The organism is Anaerococcus lactolyticus ATCC 51172 (assembly GCF_000156575.1).
Lineage (GTDB): Bacteria > Bacillota > Clostridia > Tissierellales > Peptoniphilaceae > Anaerococcus > Anaerococcus lactolyticus.
On sequence record NZ_GG666047.1, the window covers coordinates 149,652 to 168,122 of the forward strand.

The window sequence follows — 18,471 nt, forward strand, 5'->3', positions numbered from 1 at the left end:
CTTCATATAGTAGACAAATAACTTAATCATATCTTACAAAATTTTTAAAAAAAATTCCATTGTTGTATAGTATTCCTAGCAGAGTAAAGGAGGATATATGGATATTAAAGTTGATTTTACTGACTTAGTAATTAAAACTGACAGGCTCCTTTTGAGGACCTTTAGAGATAGTGATTTAGAAGATTTTTACCAATATGCTAAGACCCCTGGTCTTGGAGAAATGGCTGGTTGGCCTCACCATGAAAGTTTAGATGATACCAGAAAAGTTTTAGAAAGATTTAAGAAAAACAAGGACGTTCTTGCCATAGAAAAAGATGGAAAAGTCATAGGCTCTATTGGCCTGCACCCAGTAGATGCTGAATTTTATCAAGAATTTAAGGATAAAAAGGGCAAGGAAATTGGTTTTGTCTTAAGCGAAGATTTTCACAGGCAGGGGCTAATGACAGAAGCTGCTAAAGCTCTTATGAAATATGCCTTTGAAGATTTGGACCTTGATTATCTTTCAGCAGGTTATTTTAGGAATAATTTTAAGTCTAGGGATTTTCAAAAGAAGCTTGGCTTTACTTATTATGGCAGCCATGTTGTAAAAGTTCCTATGGGAATTTTAGCACCAGTTCACCAAACAATTTTCACAAAAGAAGATTATATAAATAACAAAACTGGGCAAGTGGAGGAGAAGAAACCTTTAAAAGCTAGAGAGGAATTGGTTTTAAAATCTTCTAGCGAGATAATTAAGAGATTATATTTTGAGAAGGAAAATGAATTTGTGCCTCAAAACTCTGAACATTCCCATTATATAGTTGTGATTGAGGGTAGGGTCAGGGTGATTTCTGATAAGAAGGAATACACATATTTCCCAGCTGATGCTCTAAGGATAAAAAAAGGCAAGGGTTTTAAGATTATAGCAAGGTCAGCTGCTAGGGTCTTATTGATAGAAGTGACTGGTAAAGATGAATAGGGTCGGAGCTTATATTCATATTCCCTTTTGCGAAAAAAAGTGCTACTATTGCGATTTTGCTGCCTTTCCAAACCTTGAAAAGTGGATTGAACCCTATGTAGAAAATTTAATAAAAGAGATAAGACTTTATAGGGAAAGGATGGATGTGATTATCGATTCAATTTACATCGGTGGGGGTACTCCTTCTTATATAGATTCAAAATTTATAGAAAAAATTATCGGAGAAGTCTATAAGTTTAAGCACGATATAAAAGAGTTTACTATAGAAGCAAATCCGAAGTCGCTTGATATGGAGAAATTAAAAATTTATAGGGACTTAGGAATTAACAGGGTTTCCCTTGGGGTCCAGTCTTTTGATAATGAAGTTTTAAAAAATATTGGCAGAAACCATACTAGCCAAATAGCCATCAGAGATATAGAAATGATTAGGGAGGCTGGTTTTACAAATCTTTCCTTTGACCTTATGCTAAATTTGCCGGGCCAAGACTTTTCTAGTGTTAAAAGAGATTTAGATATGGTTAAAAAATTAAAACCCAACCATATTTCTTGGTATTCCTTAATTTTGGATAAGGGTTCTAAATTTTATGCCCTTGATAAACAAGGCAAGCTTTCCTTGATGGACGATGATTTAGAAGTTGATATTTTTTCATATTTAATAGATGAACTTGAAAAAGTTGGTCTTCACCGTTATGAGGTGTCAAATTTTGCTAAAAAGGGTTTTGAGTCCTTTCACAACAAAAAATATTGGAACCAGGAAGGTTACCTGGGTTTGGGAATTGCCGCGGCAGGTTATCTTTCGAACCTTAGGTACAACAATACACCAAACCTAGCCATTTACGATAAGATGCTCAAAGCAAATAAGCTTCCTATCATTAATAAGGATTTTATTGATAAAAATGAAAATGAAAAGGAATATATAATCTTTAAGCTAAGGGAAAGTGAAGGTATTGATTTATCGGAATTTAAGAATAGGTATGGGGTAGACTTCCTAAAAAAATATGCAAGGCAAATAAGTAAATTTAGAGATGATGGATTCTTTGAAATAGACTCAGCTATTAGGTTTACAAAAAAAGGTATGAGTCTTTCTAATGAATTTTTTGTTGAAATAATTTAAAACTTATTATTTTTTATATTTTTGGGTATATAAAAAATATAAAAAATTAAGGAGTTAATTATGAATATACAAAAAGTAACCATAGCAGGTGGCGGTGTACTAGGCGCTCAAATTGCCTATGCCGTAGCTTTTCACGGATATAATGTAACTATTTGGGGAAGGAAAGATGATTCAATCGAAAGAATTAAACCAAGGATTGACCGTCTTCATGAAATTTATAAGCAAGAATTAGACCTTGCCTCAACTTATATTGGAGAAAAAAATCCAAATTTCCCAAGATCATTTTTTGCATCAAAAGAAGAAATTACAGAAGAAAAAATAAAAGAATTAAAAGAAGCAAATGAAGAAGCCTACAAGGGTCTTACCTATACAACAGATCTTAAAGAAGCTTTTGGAGACGCAGATTTAGTCATAGAGGCAATTGCAGAAGTTGTTGATCAAAAGAAAGCTTTTTATGAAAAAATTGCCCCATACCTAAAAGAAGATGCAATCCTTGTGACAAATTCTTCAACCCTTCTTCCATCTATGTTTAGGGAATACACTGGCAGGGAAGAAAGGTTCTTAAGCCTTCACTTTGCAAATAATATCCACAGGCAAAACCTCGCAGAGGTTATGAAACACGATAGGACAGACGATGAAGTTTTCAAGGAAGTTATCGAATTTGCCAAAACAATTGGGATGTATCCAGCTGCAATCAAAAAAGAACAACCAGGCTATATCCTAAATTCAATCTTAGTTCCTGTTATAAATGCTGGCCTAGTCCTTTATGGTAAGGGTGTAGCAGATCCAGTTGACATTGATATGGACTGGAAAATAGGTACTGGTTCACCAAAAGGCCCATTTGAAATAATGGATATAGTTGGTATTACAACTGTGGTTAATGTATTAAGTGCAAATCCAGCTGCAAATGATCCATCAAGCCCAATAGGCAAGGCTTATATCAAGCTAAAAGAAATGCTAGATAAGGGACTTAAGGGAGTTGAAACTGGAGAAGGATTTTATAAGTATAAATAAGGATAAGGGTGGCTTATATGCCACTTTTTCTTTGAAAAAAATTGCGTCATATAATAATTTAAGTTTTGATATTAAATTAACTTGACATTTATTACTAACTTAGTATATTATTATTAGCAGTCGGAAGTAAAGAGTGCTAAAAGGAGTGAAAGACTTTGAAAGATAGAAGAATGCAGATACTTTTCACTATCATAAATTCTTATATCTTGGGAGGAGAGCCGGTCGGTTCGAAGTCCTTGGCTGATGAATATTCTTTTGATGTATCAGCTGCCACTATCAGAAACGACATGAGTGACCTTGAGAAAAAAGGTCTCTTAAAAAAGGCTCATACTTCAAGCGGTAGGCTCCCATCAGACAAGGGTTATAGGTTTTTTGTAAACTACCTATTAGAAAATGGTTTGATTGAGAAAAAATCAAGACCTGACCTTACCAAATTAAAAAAGACTTTGGATAAAAGATACAATAATGCTAGTGATATAGTTAATTCAGCGACAAAAATTTTGGCTGGAATAACTAATCTTACAGCAGTATCAGTCACTTACAAAAATCAAATCAAATCAATTTCTAATATTGAAATGCTTAGGGTGAATGATTACTCCTTGCTTTTAATAGTAGTTTATGATAACGGTTTGATAGTAAATGACATTATCCACTTAAATTATGGTATAGAAGCTTGTGATCTTGAATTTTTAAACAATCTCTTGCAAAGAGAACTTATAGGTTCAAATATTTTGCACTTGCCTGATAAGATAAGAAAAATTGAAGAAAAGTTAAATCTAAATTATAAGTATTTACTCGATGTAATCCAAACTAAGATGGAAAATGAATCTAATAAAGATTCTAGTAAGGAAATCAAGATAGAGGGTTTGGGTAATATTTTCAACTTCAAGGAATTTGATGATATAGTTAAGGCTAAGGAATTTATCAATCTCTTTGAAAGCCCAGACATTATTACAGATTTTCTAGCTGATAATAATGATAAGAATCTTGTCATTACTATCGGCGAAGAAAACGAGATCGACCAGTTAAAAGAAAATACAATCATAACTTCATATTTTAAGGTAGATGAAAACACTATTGGTACAATCGGTGTTGTAGGTTTAACTAGGATAAATTATAAGGAAGTTATCGAAAGTATAAAGCTAGTTTCAGATTTATTAAACCAATAAGAGGAAGGTGGATGAATTGGCAGACGATATTAAAAAAGATGAAAATATCGACGAAGAAGTCGAAGATATTAAAGATATAGAAGATGAAATCGCAGAAGAAGTTGATGAAGAAGTTGTCGATGCAGAAATAGTTGATGACGAAAAAGACTCTTCAGCAAATAACGAATATATAGAAAAATATCAAAGACTAATGGCTGATTTTGCAAATTACAAGCAAAGAGAAGAAAAGGCCAAGGCAGACTTTAAGAAGTTTGCATCAAGTTCTTTGGTAGAAAAATTATTACCAGTTTTAGACAATTTTGATAGGGCTCTTAAGGATAAGGACCCAGAAGACCCATTTGTTAAGGGAGTTATTATGACAAGAGATGAACTTCTCAAGACCCTTAAAAATGAAGGGCTAGAAGAAATTGCTTCAGATGGCGAAAAATTTGATCACAATCTTCATCATGCAGTTATGACAGAAGCAAATGACACAGTTGAAGAAGATTATATTATTGAGACATTCCAAAAAGGATACACATTAAACGGCAGAGTCCTTAGACCAGCTATGGTTAAGGTAAGCAAGTAGGAGGAAAAATTATGGCAAAAATTATAGGAATTGACTTAGGTACAACAAACTCAGCAGTAGCTGTTATGGAAGGTGGTACACCAACCATTATTCCAAATAGCGAAGGTAATAGAACTACTCCATCAGTTGTAGCTTTCTCAAAAGATGGAGAGAGATTGGTAGGTGAAACAGCTAAAAGACAAGCAATCACCAACCCACACAGAACAATATCATCAGTTAAAAGAGAGATGGGTCATGATTGGAAAAGCCCTGAAATTGATGGCAAACAATATACACCAGAAGAAATCTCAGCAATGATTCTTCAAAAATTAAAGGCAGACGCTGAGGCTTATTTGAATGATAAGGTAACAAACGCTGTAATTACAGTACCTGCTTACTTTACAGATGCTCAAAGACAAGCAACAAAAGATGCTGGACAAATCGCAGGTCTTAAAGTAGACAGAATTATAAACGAACCTACTGCAGCAGCACTTGCTTATGGTATGGACAAGGAAACTGACCAATCTAAGATTATGGTTTATGACCTTGGTGGTGGTACCTTCGATGTTTCAATCCTAGAAGTAGGTGATGGAGTATTTGAAGTATTAGCTACAAGAGGTAACAACAAATTAGGTGGAGATGACTTTGATAATGCAGTTGTGGATTATCTTGCAAGTGAATTTAAGAAAGAATCTGGAGTTGATCTAACAAAAGATTTAACAGCTATGCAAAGACTTAAAGATGCAGCTGAAAAGGCTAAGAAGGAATTATCTTCAACCCTTACAACAAATGTAAATCTACCATTTATCACAGCTGTTGATGGTCAACCAGTCCACTTAGACATCAACCTATCAAGGGCTAAATTTGATGAATTAACCCACGACTTAGTAGAAAAAACTAGAAAACCAGTAGAAGATGCTCTTCATGACGCAGGTTTATCAGCATCTGATATTGACAAGGTTCTATTAGTTGGTGGTTCTACAAGGGTGCCAGCTGTTCAAGAATTAGTTAAGAAAATAATCGGCAAAGAACCACAAAAAGATATCAACCCAGATGAATCAGTTGCTATCGGTGCAGCTATCCAAGGTGGTGTATTAACTGGTGAAGTTAAAGACCTATTACTTCTTGATGTAACACCTCTTTCACTTGGTATCGAAACTCTTGGTGGAGTTGCTACAAAATTAATTGAAAGAAATACAACAATCCCAACAAAGAAATCACAAATCTTTACAACTGCAGCAGATGGTCAAACAGAAGTAGACATCCACGTAGTTCAAGGTGAACGTGAAATGGCAGCAGACAACACTACCCTTGGTAGGTTCCAATTAACAGGTATCCCTGCAGCAAGACGTGGTGTGCCACAAATCGAAGTAACTTTTGATATAGATGCTAATGGTATTGTAAATGTAACAGCAAAAGATCAAGGTTCTGGCAAGGAACAAAAAATAACAATTACATCTTCATCTAACTTATCAGAAGAAGAAATTGATAAAAAAATCAAGGAAGCAGAGAAATTTGCTGAAGAAGATAAGAAGAAAAAAGAAGACATAGACGCTAAAAACAATGCTGAAAACCTAGTTTACCAAGCTAGAAAAACTGTAGAAGACGCTAAGCTTGAAGGCGCTGATAAAGAAAATATCGAAGCTAAGGCTAAAAAACTTGAAGAAGCAATCGGAGCTAACGATATAGACAAGATTAAGAGCCTATCAGAAGAGTTGACCAACGAAATCTACAAGGTAAGCGAAAAAATGTATAAGGCAAACGAAGCAAACGCAGGAACTAACGGCGCAAGCAATGAAGATGTTGTTGATGCTGACTATGAAGTAATCGACGAAGATGAAGAATAATCTTTTGAAAGTTTTACTATAGCTAGTATAATAAAAACAATTGATAAAAGGGGCTATTTCCTAGTGAAATAGCTTTTTTTAGTGATTGGAGGATATATGAGAGACCCATATGAAGTGCTTGGAGTAGAAAGAACTGCGACAAGTGTTGAAATAAAAAGAGAATATAGGAAACTTGCGAAAAAATACCACCCAGACTTAAATCCAGATAATGAAGAAGCTGAACAAAAGTTTAAGGAAGCAAACCTTGCTTACGAAATACTTTCAGATCCAGATAAAAAACAAAAATACGATACCTACGGAGCAGCTGCCTTTGAAAATGGAGGAGCTGGCTTTAATGGTGGATTTGGTGGAGGATTTGGTGGTTTTGGCGATATTTTTGGTGATTTATTTGGTGATGTCTTTAGCCAAGGCTATGGAGCAAACAGGAAAAGGCCTAGTAAGGGAGCTGATATCCAACAGGTAGTAAATCTTACTTTTCAAGAGGCAGCCTTTGGTACAAGCAAGGAGATACAAATAAGACGTGAGGAAGAATGTCATGTTTGCCACGGATCAAAAGCTGAAGAAGGATCGGAAACTCATACCTGTTCAACTTGTCATGGTCAAGGCGTAGTTAATGAAGTATCAAGAACACCTTTTGGGACTATGTCAAGGACTGTAACCTGCTCTAAGTGTCATGGTACAGGTGAAATAATAGATAAACCATGCAAAAATTGCAAGGGTACAGGTAAGGAATATAAGTCAGAAAAAATCAAAATTGATATTCCATCAGGTGTTGAAGATAATAATGTGATTAGGCTATCAGGTAAGGGACATGTTGGAGAAAATGGAGGTCCAAATGGTGACCTTTATGTGATTCTTAGGGTAGCCAACCATGAAATATTCAAGAGAGATGGCCTTGATATTTATTATGAAATGCCAATTAGCTTTCCAACAGCAGCTCTTGGTGGAAAAATTGATGTAGCAACCCTTAGAAAATCTGTCGAATTTGAAATCCCAGCAGGAACTCAAACTGGTGAGAGATTTACCCTAAAGAATGAAGGAATCGAAGATAAGAGGACAGGTAGGACAGGTAACTTATACTTCTACGTCAAGGTCGTAACACCTACCAAACTTTCTAAAGAGCAAAAAGAAGCTCTAAAAGCCTACGCAGAAGCAAGTGGAAGTGAAGTTAGGGAAGAAAAGTCGTTTTTTGACAAAGTAAAGGACCTTTTTGAATGAAAAACACGTACAATATCATAACTCTTGGCTGTAAGGTTAACCAATATGAGTCTGAAGCTGTTGAGGAAATCTTTAAGGCAAGAGGTTTTGAAAGAAAAGAAAATAACGCATCTGTCTATGTCATAAATACTTGCACAGTTACCAATATGTCAGATAGAAAGAGTCGTCAGATGATTTCTAGGGCTAGGAAAGATAATCCGGATGCAATCATAGCTGTAATGGGTTGTTATTCTCAGGTAAAACCAGAAGATGTAGCAAAAATCGAAGGCGTGGATATAATCCTAGGCTCAAGAAATAAGGAAGAAGTTGTTGACCTTTGCGAAGATATGCTCCAAAATAAGGAAGCCATTGACCAAGTAATATCTGTTTCGGAAGAAAAATCTTTTGAAGATTTAGAAATTTCAAACCAAACAGAAATGACCAGGGCCTATATGAAAATCCAAGACGGATGCAATATGTATTGCTCATATTGTTTGATTCCTTATGCTAGGGGCAATGTCGTAAGTCGTCCAATGGATTCTATTGTCAAAGAAGCTGAGAGACTAGCAGAAAATGGTTTTAAGGAAATTGTCCTAACAGGTATCCACGTTGCAAGCTACGGCAAGGACTTCAAAGACGGAATTAGCTTAATAGATGTAATTGAAAATGTAGCAAAAGTTGATGGTATTAAAAGGATTCGCCTTTCATCAATGGAACCAAGGCACATTACCAGAGACTTCCTTGAAAGAATGAAGGCGACAAAAAAGGCCTGTGACCACTTTCACTTATCATTACAATCAGGGTCAGATGATGTCCTAAGAGCTATGAACAGGAAGTATGATACAAAAGTATTTAAGGAAAAAACTGACTTGATTAGGGAAATATTCCCGAACGCTGGATTAACCACAGATATAATTGTAGGCTTTCCTGGAGAAACAGAAGCTAACCATCAAGAGACCATGGCATTTGTAAAAGAAATTAAATTTGCAAAAACCCATTTGTTCAAATATTCAAAAAGAGATGGGACAAGAGCAGCAACAATGAAGGGCCAAGTAGATGGAAACGTTAAAAAAGAGCGTTTAAAAGATTTAGAAGCAATTGAGAAAACCAACAGAGAAAAATTTTTGGAAAATCAAGTAGGAAAAACTTTATCAGTTTTATTTGAAGAAAAATCTGACATGGCTGGCTTTAAATCAGGATATTCAACCAATTATTTAAGGGTAAATGTGGAAAATCCAAGCCTTCCAACAAATGAAATTTACGATGTAAAAATCACTGGACTTATAAATGATGAATTAATCGGTGAAATAAGTTAATAAAAACTTTACTCTTAAAAATAATTGTGGTAACATATATATTAATGGGGGTGAAGTATGGATTGTGTATTTTGTAAGATTGTAGATGGAGAAATTCCTTCTAAGATAATCTACGAAGATGATGAGTTAATTGCATTTGACGACTTAGATCCACAAGCACCTATCCATTTTCTTGTTATACCAAAAAAGCACATACAAAGTTTAGAAACTCTCGATGAGTCTGATAGTGATTTGATAGGCAAGATATTTTTGGCAATCAGAAAAATTGCTCGCGAAAAGGGCATAGCTGATAACGGATATAGGATTGTCAATAACATAGGAGAAGATGGAGGACAAACTGTACCTCACATGCATTTCCATGTTCTTGGCGATAGAAGCCTACAATGGCCACCAGGCTGATTTAAGTTTAAACTAGTGCATATACGAGAGGGGGGATAGAGATGACAGAAATCAGAGTTGGAGAAAACGAATCAATCGACAGTGCGATTAAGAGATTCAAAAGACAATGCGCAAGATCCGGTGTACTTTCTGAATACAGAAGAAGAGAACACTACGAAAAACCAAGCGTTATTAAGAAAAAGAAAAACGACGCTGCTAAAAGAAAAAACAGAAAAAGAAAATAATAATTTAACCATCCACGATGTGGGTGGTTTTTTTATGGCAAAATTAAAAGTCCCAGACTTTTATTCTATCTAGGACTCTTGGTTTATACTTCAATCTTTTTTAATTATAAAATAAATAGTTAGGGCAAGATAGGTCATGTAAATGGTATATGTTATACTATTAGGCCATGGAAAGGACGCTTCTGGATGATGTAAGGCATAGTATACGAATAATACTGCTATTAGAATCATTGCCAATCCTATTTTTAAATACTTTTTACTTTTCAGCATAAAATCTCCTATTCAAAATTAATTACATATTCATAAATTTCGTTTTTAGAAAAAGAACTTTCTTTCTTAATTTCTTTGACGATTTCTTTGGTCGATTTGCCATCTCTAATCATTTCTTTTATTTTGCCGTCAAAATAAGAAATATCAGCAGACTCATCTGCTTTTTTGCCTTCCAAAATTAGGACAAATTCGCCCTTAAGGGTAATTTCTTCTGGATTTATATCTTTAATAGTATAGGTCTTATATTCTTCGAATTTTTTTGTTAATTCCCTTGCTATGGTAAGTTTTCTTTCTGGGAAAATTTTCTTGAAGTCCTCGATTGTTTTTGGTAGGTTGTGGACCGAGTCAAATATTATCGAAGTTTTGTCTTCGTTTTTTAATTTCTCGTAAAGTTCATTTTTCTCTTTAGATTTTTTGCCGATAAATCCATAAAAGGTGAAGGTTGTCATATCTTGGCCTGAACCGATTAGGGCTGTAAGTATTGAACTTGGGCCAGGTAGGATTGTATATGAGATATCATTGTCTATACATTTTTTTATTAAGATTTCGCCAGGGTCAGACATACCAGGCATGCCCTGATCGCTAATTACTCCTATTGTTACTCCTTCGTTAGCCTTTTTAATTAGTTCTTCGCTTTTGGCTTGCTCATTAAATTTGTGGTAGGAAGTTAAGGGTTTGTTAATTTCGTAAAAGTCTAAGAGTTTTTTAGATTCTCTGGTGTCTTCGCATGCAATGAGGTCGACTTTCTTTAATGTATTTATTGCCCTTAGGGTCATGTCTTCGAGGTTGCCAATCGGTGTTGGCACAAAGTATATTTGGTAGTCCATTAGTTCTCCTTATAAGTTCCGTTTATTTTTTTTACTTGGTCGGTATAGGTGCCATCTTTATAGATTATAATCGGATTTTCGATTTTAAGGCCATCTTTAGCATTTTTTACAAATTCTATTAGGATAAATTGTGGCCTGGTATCGTAGGTAGATGATACAAAACGGATTCTTTTTGGTTTCAAATTTCCCGACTTATTAAAAATTTCTACCATTCTTTCTGGTTTGTGAATCATAAAAAGTTTGCCCTTATCCTTAAGACTTTTGTTTGCAAAGGCAAAGATATCGTCTAAGTTTAAATATAGTTCTTGCCTAGAAATTAGGTATTCTTCGTCCTTATTTTTGATATTTTGGTCAATCTTATAATAAGGGGGATTGGTTATTATGTAATCTAGGCTGTTCTCCTTAAAATCAACCTTATTTAAGTCTTCGTTTATTATTTCAATATTATTTATGCCATTAAGGTCTAAATTTTCCTTTAGGATTTTTGTCTTGGCCCCTTGGATTTCTACCGCATAGACTTTTTCCAAATCGTAAAGGCTATTTGCCATCATTGCTAAAATACCATTGCCCGATCCAATATCGAGGAGAATTTTGTTTTTCTTCATCTTTGCAAAGTCAGCGAGCAAAATTGAGTCGATTCCAAAGGAATAGGCACCATCTATGTGAATCATTTTTAAATTTGTTCTTGGAATATAATCTAACTTTATCATACTTATATTATATCAGATATTTATAAATTTAAAATCGTTAAAATCTCGGTGACTTATTTCTAAAAATCCTATCTTGGAAGTATAATATAAGAGTAAATTAATCTTGAAAGGAGAGATTATGAAATATTTTGGTACAGATGGTTTTAGAGGCGAGGCAAATAAAAATCTTAATGTTTACCATGCTTTTAAAATTGGTAGGTTTATTGGGGATTATTTTTCTAAAAAGAATAATGGCTCTGGTAAAATTCTAATTGGTAAGGATACAAGAAGATCTTCATATATGTTCGAAGATGCCCTATCAGCTGGTATAACCTCATCAGGATCAAATGCCCATCTTTTACACGTCACACCTACTCCTTCAGTTTCATATATAACAAGAACAGAGGATTTTGATTGTGGAATTATGATTACAGCAAGCCACAATCCATATTATGACAATGGAATTAAAATTATAAATAAATACGGGGAGAAAATGCAAGATGATTTTCTCTACAAACTCGAAGAGTATATAGATTCTGATATTAAAGATATTGACCTAGCTGTCGGCGAAGAAATTGGAAGGACAGTTGACTATATCGGGGGTCGTAATAGGTATATTGCTTATCTAATCCAGACAGTTACTAAGTCCTTTGAGGGAATTAGGGTCGGACTTGATTGCGCAAATGGAGCTGCCTTTACTATAGCTAAACCAGTTTATGATGCCCTAGGTGCGGATACATTTTTGATAAATGCAGAGCCAAATGGCTTTAACATAAACAAGGATGCGGGTTCAACTCACATAGATGGACTTAGAAAATATGTAGCTGAAAATAAATTAGACCTTGGTTTTGCCTTTGACGGAGACTGTGATAGGTGTATAGCTGTTGATAATGAAGGAAATGTGATTGATGGAGATTCCATCCTTTATATATTAGCAAATTATATGAAAAAGGACGGAGCTCTTGATTCTAATACTGTTGTTACAACAGTAATGTCAAATATTGGTCTTTATAAGGCCTTTGATAAACTTGGAATTAATTACGAAAAAACAGATGTGGGCGATAAAAATGTCCACGACCGTATGTACGAAAAAGATATAGAATTAGGTGGGGAGCAGTCAGGTCATATTATAATAAAGAAGTTTGCCAATACAGGCGACGGCATTTTAACTTCTTTAAAAATAATGGAAGCTATGATTGAATCAAAAAATGATTTAAAGAGCCTAGTTCGTGACCTTAAAATCTACCCTCAAGTTTTAATAAACGTGAGAGTAAAGGATAAAAACACTGTTTTGGACAACGAAAAAGTAAGCGCGAGTGTTGAAAAAATAGAAAAAGAACTTGAAAATTCAGGAAGGGTTTTAGTTCGTAAATCAGGAACAGAACCGCTTATAAGGGTAATGGTAGAAGCTGAGACAGAAAAAATTGCAAATGATTCTGCTATGGAAATAGTCAATACCATTAAGGAAAATGGCCTAAGCCTTGATTAAGGATTGTAAGAGTGGAAGAGAAATTGATATAAGAGAGAGTTTTTTAATTGTGAGGGGTAGGGTTTACGCAAAAGAATCCTATGTTGTCTTTGATACATCAAAAATTAAGGCCTATCCACCTCTTGTGTATTATGACAGGGAAGATGAATACTTAGGAAGGTTTGAAGAAGAAGGTCTCTATGAATTTGATGACATTGAAGATATTCTTCTTTCTTATAGTGATTGCTGCTTTTCGAACCATGATTTAGATGACCTTAGACAACTACTTGTCAAAAAAAGAGAAGAATTCGTAAGAAAACTCTTAAATTAAATCTCAAGGTGTTGACAAGAGTTGACTTAACAGGTAATATATATGATTGTATGGAAGTATCCGTATAAACAAATAGGAGGTGTTTTATGAGAGTTAAAGTTAAATTAGAATGCACAGAATGCAAAAATAGAAACTATGATACAACAAAAAACAAAACCCATCATAGTGAGAGAATTGAGCTTAAAAAATACTGCCCATTCTGCAAAAAACACACAGTTCATAAAGAAACAAGGTAGGAGATTAAATGGCTAAGAAACAAGATTCTTTCTTCGCTGGAGTAAGTAAAGAATACAAAAAGATCCAATGGCCTGTCAAGAAGACTACATTAGAGTATACTTTAATAGTAATCGCCATCAGTGCAACAACAGGTGTTGCTATCTGGGTTCTTGATAAGATTTTCCATTTCCTACTATCAACAATATTGTAGGTGGACAATGACTGATTCTTTAAACTTTGAAACCAATAAAGAAGAAGAAAAAGAAGCTTTATTAACCGAAATAGAAAAAAAAGCAAGGTGGTATGTAGTTCACACCTATACTGGCTATGAAAATAGGGTTGCTGATAAGATTCAAATGATGATCGACAATGAGCAAAACCCAGATATAGTAGATGTGACTGTGCCAACTGAAGAGTATGTTGAGGTTAAGAATAACGACAAGAAAGTAAAGACAAGAAAGTTATTCCCTGGCTATGTAATGGTCAAAATGAACGTTACAAGTAAATCTTGGTATATAATTAGAAACACCCAAGGTGTTACAGGTTTTGTTGGTCCAGATGGGGATCCAGTACCATTAACAAAGGCTGAAGTGAGAAAATTCGGCGTAAAGGAAAAAGAACCTGTATTAAATATCAAAGTAAAACCAGGAGATGACGTAAATATCATTGCTGGCCCATTCAAAGACTTTGTTGCAAAGATTGATGAAATTGATAATGAAAAGGGCATTATAAAAGCATACGTAGATATGTTCGGTCGTGATACACTCATAGACCTAGAATATAGTGATATTGAATAAATTTAGTACTGTCTAAATAGTGGGAGGGGTAACCCGAATCACCACAAGGAGGTAAATTATGGCAGAAAAAGATATACAAGCGATAGTAAAACTACAAGTACCAGCAGGAGCTGCATCACCAGCACCACCAGTAGGAACCGCATTAGGTCCTCATGGAATCAACATAATGGAATTTGTTCAAGCATTTAATGCTAAGACAGCTGACCAAGCTGGAATGATTATACCGGTTGAAATGACTATTTTTACGGATAGAACATTCAAATTTATAACTAAAACACCACCAGCACCAGTATTAATCAAAAAAGCTATCAACCTAGCAAAGGGTTCAGGTGAACCAAACAAAAATAAAGTTGGCTCAATCAAGAGAAGCCAACTTGAAGAAATTGCTAAAACTAAGATGGAAGATCTTAATGCTGCAAGCTTAGAAGCTGCAGTAAGCATGATAGCAGGAACAGCAAGAAGTATGGGAGTCACTGTAGAAGATTAGTGGGAGAGTTTACTCGTTGACCACAGGAGGTATTAAATGGCTAAAAGAGGAAAAAAATATATAGAATCAAAAGCTTTATATGATTCTACTAAAGAATATGAATTAAACGAAGCACTTGAAATTGTTGAAAAAACTGCAAAGGCGAAATTTGATGAAACTGTAGAACTACACTTTAGCTTAGGTGTTGACAGCAGACATGCTGACCAACAAGTTAGAGGCACAGTTATTTTGCCACACGGTACTGGTAAGGTACAAAAAGTACTTGCCTTCGTAAAAGACGATAGAATAGATGAAGCACTAGCAGCAGGTGCTGACTATGCAGGTAACGAAGAATATGCTGAAAAAATCCAAAAAGATGGTTGGTTAGATTTTGACGTAGTAATTGCTACACCAGATATGATGGCTACAGTAGGTAGACTTGGTAGGGTACTTGGTCCTCAAGGCTTAATGCCAAACCCAAAAACTGGTACAGTTACAAATGACGTTAAACAAGCTGTCGAAGATATCAAAGCAGGTAAGGTTGAGTATAGAACAGACAAGGCTAACTTAATCCACGTACCAGCTGGTAAGGTATCATTTGGAGCAAACAAACTAGCTGAAAACATAAAAGCTCTAATAACAGAAGTTGTTAAGGCAAGACCAGCAGCAGCAAAGGGTAAATATATCAAATCAATCACAGTTGCATCTACAATGGGTCCTGGTGTAAAATTACAAGCAAGCAGGGCAAGCGAATTAGTAGAAACAAAATAATTTGCAATATTATTAGATTGGTGATATAATATATAAGTCAAATAAACAGGCTACCAAAGACTACGCAGACAGCAATGTTTAATAATTGCGTATAGGTGGGAGAAATTAACTACATCCCCACCGATGTAGGCGCTATTAAGGTGTCTATATAAAGTGGGGTTTTTATATGCCTACCATTAGCCTTAGGAGGTGAAAAAGTGAGCGAAAAAGCTATAGCAGCTAAACAGCTAGTAGTTGATGAAATCAAAGCTAAAATCGAAGGTTCACAATCTGTGACACTTGTAGGTTTTAACGGAATGGACGTTAAGGAAATCACAGAATTACGTAACAAGTTCAGAGAAAAAGACGCTGAATATAAAGTTTACAAAAATACTATGATGAGATTTGCTTTCCAAGAACTAGGTTATGATGAATTAATCGAAGACCTAAAAGGAGCAAACGCCCTAGTATTTTCTAAACATGATTTAGTAGACGGACCAAAGATAGCAGTTGACTACAGAAAAGAAAAAGAAGCAAATGAAGAAAAATTAGTTTTGAAATCAGGTATAGTTGAGGGTAATTACCAAAATGGCCAACAAATGATGGCAATAGCTACATTACCAGCTACAGAAGTATTACACTCAATGCTTGCAAATGTATTACAAGCACCTATTAGAACTCTTGCCGGAGATCTTAACAACACAATTTCTAAACTTGCTATTGCCCTTAATGAAGTGGCAAATAAGAAACAAAACGAAGCAGCATAATAAAATAATAATTAAAATTTAAGGAGAAATAAAATGGCATCAGAAAAAGTAACAAACTTATTAGAAGAAATCAAAAATCTTACAGTTCTTGAACTTTCAGAACTAGTTAAAGCAATCGAAGAAGAATTTGAAGTATCAGCTCAAGCAGCAGTTGCAGTAGCAGCACCAGCAGCAGGTGGAGCTGAAGCAGCAGGCGCAGCAGAAAAAACAGAATTCACAGTAGTTCTTAAATCAGCTGGTCAATCTAAAATCAACGTTATCAAAGTAGTTAAAGATCTTGCAGGTCTTGGACTAAAAGAAGCTAAGGCTCTAGTTGATGGAGCTCCAGCTAACGTTCTTGAAGGTGTTGCTAAAGATAAGGCTGAAGAAGTTAAAGCAGCTCTAGAAGAAGCAGGCGCTGAAGTAGAATTAGCATAATTTAATTAATTTATCTAGGTTTAGCCTAGAAAACCTCCTAGCTAGTTGTTAGGAGGTTTTGTTTTTAATTAATATAATCGATAATGTTTTTGTATAGACACCTTTGTTTATAGGCATAATTTGTTTTTATATGCAATTATATTATATTTTTACTAGTAGATTGATTTAGAGAATCATTCGCAAATTATTGACAAATAGACATTTTATCGTATATTATCTGGTAGAAAGGTGTGGGAGAATATGCATGAGTTAATAGAAAGTTTAAGGGATGAAAACTACGAAAAAAGACTTAATAAGTTAAAAAAAATCCTTCAAGATAAAAAAATAAGGATATCTCACCAAAGGCTATTAATTTTGGATTATTTGATTACCCATCCAATCCATCCAACAGCAGAAAAGATTTTTAAGGATCTTAAAAGCAAGGATCCTGTTATCAGTCAAGCAACAGTTTATAATAGCTTGAACCTTTTTGTGAAACATAAGTTGGTCAAAGAACTTGATTTTAATATGACTTCAAAAAGATATGAATTCAAAAAACCTAGTCATGGTCACTTTATTTGTGAAGTTTGTGGAAAAATAGAAGATTTAGAAATAACTGATATTGCAAAACCTGCTAGGCTAAAAGATTATACGATTGACACTACTGAAGTAATCTACAGGGGGATTTGCCCTGATTGTAAATAATAGATTTAGCGTTTTATAAACGCTTTTTTATTTGACTAAATACCGGTATTTGTGGAGGATCTACTATTGCAGCAATAGCACCAGTTATAGAAGCAGAGGATACTGATATAGCCTATGCTATGAGTGCTACATTTTTATTTGATATGTTTATGATAATTGCCTTTCCTATTATGGGTAGGGCAATGGGACAAAGTGATATGGCATACGGACTTTGGACTGGAACTGCTGTAAATGACACTTCAAGTGTAGTAGCTGCAGGATTTTCCTACTCAGATGCAGCTGGTGATTTTGCAACCATGGTAAAACTTACAAGGAGCCTTTCAATCATTTCGGTAGTATTAATTTTTAGACTCATCCATCATAGACTTGAAGTAAAAAAATGGGACATGAATATGTTGAAAAGAAATTTATGCTAAGCTAAATCGTTCCATTTTTTATACTTGTATTTTTAATTATGGTAATGCTAAATTCCCTAGGTTTTAAATCTGAAGAATTATCAAGCAACCTAAAAGATATATCGAAATTTTTGATGGTAGCAGCCCTTGCTGCTATTGGTTTAAATACCAAATATAGGGATATGAAAAAAGCTGGCATCAATCCTATGCTACATGGATTTATAATATCCTTACTTGTAGTTATGGTAGCAATATTAGTTATTTATTTCATGGGAATGGTATAAAAAAACGTCTTTGCTTTGATTAAACTTAGCAAGGACGTTTTTAATTTATAGTTAAAAATTTACAAAAAAAAATGGAGCCGCTTCCCGGAATTGAACCGAGGACCTCTTCCTTACCATGGAAGCGCTCTACCTACTGAGCTAAAGCGGCACATTTATTATTATACAAGCTAATTTTGTAAATACAAGTTCAAAAATATAATAAATTTGTAGAAATTAATAGAATTTTTTTATCATATATGGTAGAATAATGTATATGAGTACATTAGGAGGAATTAATGAGCAAACAAACATTTGAAAGAAGCAAACCACATATTAACATTGGTAC

Annotated in this window: 25 protein-coding genes and 1 tRNA gene; 22 read left to right on the plus strand and 4 right to left on the minus strand. The window is 34.5% G+C overall.

Features of this window, described 5'->3' with window-relative positions:
- Window positions 1-97: 97 nt before the first annotated feature.
- The 10 genes from HMPREF0072_RS11110 to rpsU all read left to right on the plus strand — a co-directional run bounded on the left by HMPREF0072_RS11110 (window position 98) and on the right by rpsU (window position 9,785).
- Entirely contained in the window at window positions 98-958 is an 861-nt protein-coding gene (locus HMPREF0072_RS11110) for a GNAT family N-acetyltransferase (RefSeq protein WP_004828812.1), read from the plus strand.
- On the plus strand, window positions 951-2,072 hold the full coding sequence (gene hemW / locus HMPREF0072_RS07335; RefSeq protein WP_004828813.1) for a radical SAM family heme chaperone HemW: 1,122 nt from the start codon (window positions 951-953) through the stop codon (window positions 2,070-2,072). The genes HMPREF0072_RS11110 and hemW overlap by 8 nt, the downstream gene beginning before the upstream one ends.
- 60 nt (window positions 2,073-2,132) lie before the next feature.
- On the plus strand, window positions 2,133-3,086 hold the full coding sequence (locus HMPREF0072_RS07340; protein WP_004828814.1) for a 3-hydroxyacyl-CoA dehydrogenase: 954 nt from the start codon (window positions 2,133-2,135) through the stop codon (window positions 3,084-3,086).
- Between the two features lie 155 nt (window positions 3,087-3,241).
- Window positions 3,242-4,255 (plus strand): heat-inducible transcriptional repressor HrcA, encoded by a 1,014-nt coding sequence (gene hrcA, locus HMPREF0072_RS07345; RefSeq protein ID WP_037327444.1) that lies wholly within the window; start codon window positions 3,242-3,244, stop codon window positions 4,253-4,255.
- A gap of 16 nt (window positions 4,256-4,271) precedes the next feature.
- Complete coding sequence (grpE, locus tag HMPREF0072_RS07350) at window positions 4,272-4,823, plus strand: nucleotide exchange factor GrpE (protein ID WP_037327501.1); 552 nt, start codon at window positions 4,272-4,274, stop codon at window positions 4,821-4,823.
- An 11-nt stretch (window positions 4,824-4,834) separates the two neighbouring features.
- The gene (dnaK, locus tag HMPREF0072_RS07355; RefSeq protein ID WP_004828817.1) at window positions 4,835-6,649 is read left to right on the plus strand and encodes a molecular chaperone DnaK; all 1,815 of its coding nucleotides are present in this window, start codon (window positions 4,835-4,837) and stop codon (window positions 6,647-6,649) included.
- A 96-nt stretch (window positions 6,650-6,745) separates the two neighbouring features.
- A complete protein-coding gene (dnaJ, locus tag HMPREF0072_RS07360) occupies window positions 6,746-7,867 on the plus strand; it encodes a molecular chaperone DnaJ (RefSeq protein ID WP_039931234.1) in 1,122 nt (373 codons plus the stop codon).
- Window positions 7,864-9,162 carry a tRNA (N(6)-L-threonylcarbamoyladenosine(37)-C(2))-methylthiotransferase MtaB gene (gene mtaB, locus HMPREF0072_RS07365; RefSeq protein ID WP_004828819.1) on the plus strand — a complete coding sequence of 433 codons (1,299 nt, stop codon included), beginning with the start codon at window positions 7,864-7,866 and terminating at the stop codon, window positions 9,160-9,162. The genes dnaJ and mtaB overlap by 4 nt, the downstream gene beginning before the upstream one ends.
- Window positions 9,163-9,219: 57 nt before the next feature.
- Window positions 9,220-9,561 carry a histidine triad nucleotide-binding protein gene (locus HMPREF0072_RS07370; RefSeq protein ID WP_004828820.1) on the plus strand — a complete coding sequence of 114 codons (342 nt, stop codon included), beginning with the start codon at window positions 9,220-9,222 and terminating at the stop codon, window positions 9,559-9,561.
- 41 nt (window positions 9,562-9,602) lie between these two features.
- Window positions 9,603-9,785, plus strand: coding sequence for a 30S ribosomal protein S21 (rpsU, locus tag HMPREF0072_RS07375; RefSeq protein ID WP_004828821.1), 183 nt, complete (start codon window positions 9,603-9,605; stop codon window positions 9,783-9,785).
- Between the two features lie 90 nt (window positions 9,786-9,875).
- Here the strand turns inward: rpsU and HMPREF0072_RS07380 are convergent, their stop codons facing one another.
- The 3 genes from HMPREF0072_RS07380 to HMPREF0072_RS07390 are packed head-to-tail and all read right to left on the minus strand — an operon-like array spanning window position 9,876 to window position 11,592.
- Window positions 9,876-10,055, minus strand: coding sequence for a hypothetical protein (locus HMPREF0072_RS07380; protein WP_004828822.1), 180 nt, complete (start codon window positions 10,053-10,055; stop codon window positions 9,876-9,878).
- A gap of 8 nt (window positions 10,056-10,063) precedes the next feature.
- Window positions 10,064-10,882 carry a 16S rRNA (cytidine(1402)-2'-O)-methyltransferase gene (gene rsmI, locus HMPREF0072_RS07385; RefSeq protein ID WP_004828823.1) on the minus strand — a complete coding sequence of 273 codons (819 nt, stop codon included), beginning with the start codon at window positions 10,880-10,882 and terminating at the stop codon, window positions 10,064-10,066.
- Window positions 10,882-11,592 (minus strand): tRNA1(Val) (adenine(37)-N6)-methyltransferase, encoded by a 711-nt coding sequence (locus HMPREF0072_RS07390; protein WP_004828824.1) that lies wholly within the window; start codon window positions 11,590-11,592, stop codon window positions 10,882-10,884. Before HMPREF0072_RS07390 ends, rsmI begins: the two co-directional genes overlap by 1 nt.
- A 118-nt stretch (window positions 11,593-11,710) precedes the next feature.
- Between HMPREF0072_RS07390 and glmM the strand changes: the two genes are divergently transcribed.
- The 12 genes from glmM to HMPREF0072_RS12605 all read left to right on the plus strand — a co-directional run bounded on the left by glmM (window position 11,711) and on the right by HMPREF0072_RS12605 (window position 18,146).
- Window positions 11,711-13,060 carry a phosphoglucosamine mutase gene (gene glmM / locus HMPREF0072_RS07395; RefSeq protein ID WP_004828825.1) on the plus strand — a complete coding sequence of 450 codons (1,350 nt, stop codon included), beginning with the start codon at window positions 11,711-11,713 and terminating at the stop codon, window positions 13,058-13,060.
- Complete coding sequence (locus HMPREF0072_RS07400) at window positions 13,053-13,370, plus strand: hypothetical protein (protein WP_004828826.1); 318 nt, start codon at window positions 13,053-13,055, stop codon at window positions 13,368-13,370. Before glmM ends, HMPREF0072_RS07400 begins: the two co-directional genes overlap by 8 nt.
- An 86-nt stretch (window positions 13,371-13,456) precedes the next feature.
- Window positions 13,457-13,606 (plus strand): 50S ribosomal protein L33, encoded by a 150-nt coding sequence (gene rpmG, locus HMPREF0072_RS07405; RefSeq protein WP_004828827.1) that lies wholly within the window; start codon window positions 13,457-13,459, stop codon window positions 13,604-13,606.
- Window positions 13,607-13,614: 8 nt separating this feature from the next.
- Window positions 13,615-13,797, plus strand: a complete 183-nt coding sequence (secE, locus tag HMPREF0072_RS07410) for a preprotein translocase subunit SecE (RefSeq protein ID WP_004828828.1) — start codon at window positions 13,615-13,617, stop codon at window positions 13,795-13,797.
- A 7-nt stretch (window positions 13,798-13,804) separates the two neighbouring features.
- Entirely contained in the window at window positions 13,805-14,383 is a 579-nt protein-coding gene (nusG, locus tag HMPREF0072_RS07415) for a transcription termination/antitermination protein NusG (protein ID WP_004828829.1), read from the plus strand.
- A 58-nt stretch (window positions 14,384-14,441) separates the two neighbouring features.
- Window positions 14,442-14,870, plus strand: a complete 429-nt coding sequence (gene rplK, locus HMPREF0072_RS07420) for a 50S ribosomal protein L11 (RefSeq protein WP_004828830.1) — start codon at window positions 14,442-14,444, stop codon at window positions 14,868-14,870.
- 36 nt (window positions 14,871-14,906) lie between these two features.
- Window positions 14,907-15,620 (plus strand): 50S ribosomal protein L1, encoded by a 714-nt coding sequence (rplA, locus tag HMPREF0072_RS07425; RefSeq protein ID WP_004828831.1) that lies wholly within the window; start codon window positions 14,907-14,909, stop codon window positions 15,618-15,620.
- Between the two features lie 197 nt (window positions 15,621-15,817).
- The gene (gene rplJ / locus HMPREF0072_RS07430) at window positions 15,818-16,366 is read left to right on the plus strand and encodes a 50S ribosomal protein L10 (RefSeq protein ID WP_004828832.1); all 549 of its coding nucleotides are present in this window, start codon (window positions 15,818-15,820) and stop codon (window positions 16,364-16,366) included.
- Window positions 16,367-16,399: 33 nt separating this feature from the next.
- On the plus strand, window positions 16,400-16,783 hold the full coding sequence (gene rplL / locus HMPREF0072_RS07435; protein ID WP_004828833.1) for a 50S ribosomal protein L7/L12: 384 nt from the start codon (window positions 16,400-16,402) through the stop codon (window positions 16,781-16,783).
- Between the two features lie 240 nt (window positions 16,784-17,023).
- The gene (locus HMPREF0072_RS07440; RefSeq protein ID WP_037327430.1) at window positions 17,024-17,467 is read left to right on the plus strand and encodes a Fur family transcriptional regulator; all 444 of its coding nucleotides are present in this window, start codon (window positions 17,024-17,026) and stop codon (window positions 17,465-17,467) included.
- An 86-nt stretch (window positions 17,468-17,553) separates the two neighbouring features.
- Window positions 17,554-17,883 (plus strand): putative sulfate exporter family transporter, encoded by a 330-nt coding sequence (locus HMPREF0072_RS12600; RefSeq protein WP_282633095.1) that lies wholly within the window; start codon window positions 17,554-17,556, stop codon window positions 17,881-17,883.
- Window positions 17,884-17,903: 20 nt separating this feature from the next.
- Window positions 17,904-18,146, plus strand: a complete 243-nt coding sequence (locus HMPREF0072_RS12605) for a putative sulfate exporter family transporter (RefSeq protein ID WP_423775369.1) — start codon at window positions 17,904-17,906, stop codon at window positions 18,144-18,146.
- Between the two features lie 72 nt (window positions 18,147-18,218).
- Here HMPREF0072_RS12605 and HMPREF0072_RS07450 read toward each other — a convergent pair.
- Window positions 18,219-18,294 (minus strand) — tRNA-Thr (locus HMPREF0072_RS07450).
- Window positions 18,295-18,471 lie beyond the last annotated feature (177 nt).

Bases quoted from the DNA above. Each gene is read 5' to 3' on its own strand.
- dnaJ (WP_039931234.1), top strand. From the start codon at position 6,746: ATGAGAGACCCATATGAAGTGCTTGGAGTAGAAAGAACTGCGACAAGT.
- rpsU (WP_004828821.1), top strand. From the start codon at position 9,603: ATGACAGAAATCAGAGTTGGAGAAAACGAATCAATCGACAGTGCGATT.
- HMPREF0072_RS11110 (WP_004828812.1), top strand. From the start codon at position 98: ATGGATATTAAAGTTGATTTTACTGACTTAGTAATTAAAACTGACAGG.
- HMPREF0072_RS07440 (WP_037327430.1), top strand. From the start codon at position 17,024: ATGCATGAGTTAATAGAAAGTTTAAGGGATGAAAACTACGAAAAAAGA.
- mtaB (WP_004828819.1), top strand. From the start codon at position 7,864: ATGAAAAACACGTACAATATCATAACTCTTGGCTGTAAGGTTAACCAA.
- dnaK (WP_004828817.1), top strand. From the start codon at position 4,835: ATGGCAAAAATTATAGGAATTGACTTAGGTACAACAAACTCAGCAGTA.
- rplL (WP_004828833.1), top strand. From the start codon at position 16,400: ATGGCATCAGAAAAAGTAACAAACTTATTAGAAGAAATCAAAAATCTT.
- HMPREF0072_RS07390 (WP_004828824.1), bottom strand. From the start codon at position 11,592: ATGATAAAGTTAGATTATATTCCAAGAACAAATTTAAAAATGATTCAC.
- glmM (WP_004828825.1), top strand. From the start codon at position 11,711: ATGAAATATTTTGGTACAGATGGTTTTAGAGGCGAGGCAAATAAAAAT.
- nusG (WP_004828829.1), top strand. From the start codon at position 13,805: ATGACTGATTCTTTAAACTTTGAAACCAATAAAGAAGAAGAAAAAGAA.
- secE (WP_004828828.1), top strand. From the start codon at position 13,615: ATGGCTAAGAAACAAGATTCTTTCTTCGCTGGAGTAAGTAAAGAATAC.
- HMPREF0072_RS07380 (WP_004828822.1), bottom strand. From the start codon at position 10,055: ATGCTGAAAAGTAAAAAGTATTTAAAAATAGGATTGGCAATGATTCTA.
- rplA (WP_004828831.1), top strand. From the start codon at position 14,907: ATGGCTAAAAGAGGAAAAAAATATATAGAATCAAAAGCTTTATATGAT.
- rpmG (WP_004828827.1), top strand. From the start codon at position 13,457: ATGAGAGTTAAAGTTAAATTAGAATGCACAGAATGCAAAAATAGAAAC.
- HMPREF0072_RS07340 (WP_004828814.1), top strand. From the start codon at position 2,133: ATGAATATACAAAAAGTAACCATAGCAGGTGGCGGTGTACTAGGCGCT.
- HMPREF0072_RS07370 (WP_004828820.1), top strand. From the start codon at position 9,220: ATGGATTGTGTATTTTGTAAGATTGTAGATGGAGAAATTCCTTCTAAG.
- rplK (WP_004828830.1), top strand. From the start codon at position 14,442: ATGGCAGAAAAAGATATACAAGCGATAGTAAAACTACAAGTACCAGCA.
- rsmI (WP_004828823.1), bottom strand. From the start codon at position 10,882: ATGGACTACCAAATATACTTTGTGCCAACACCGATTGGCAACCTCGAA.
- hemW (WP_004828813.1), top strand. From the start codon at position 951: ATGAATAGGGTCGGAGCTTATATTCATATTCCCTTTTGCGAAAAAAAG.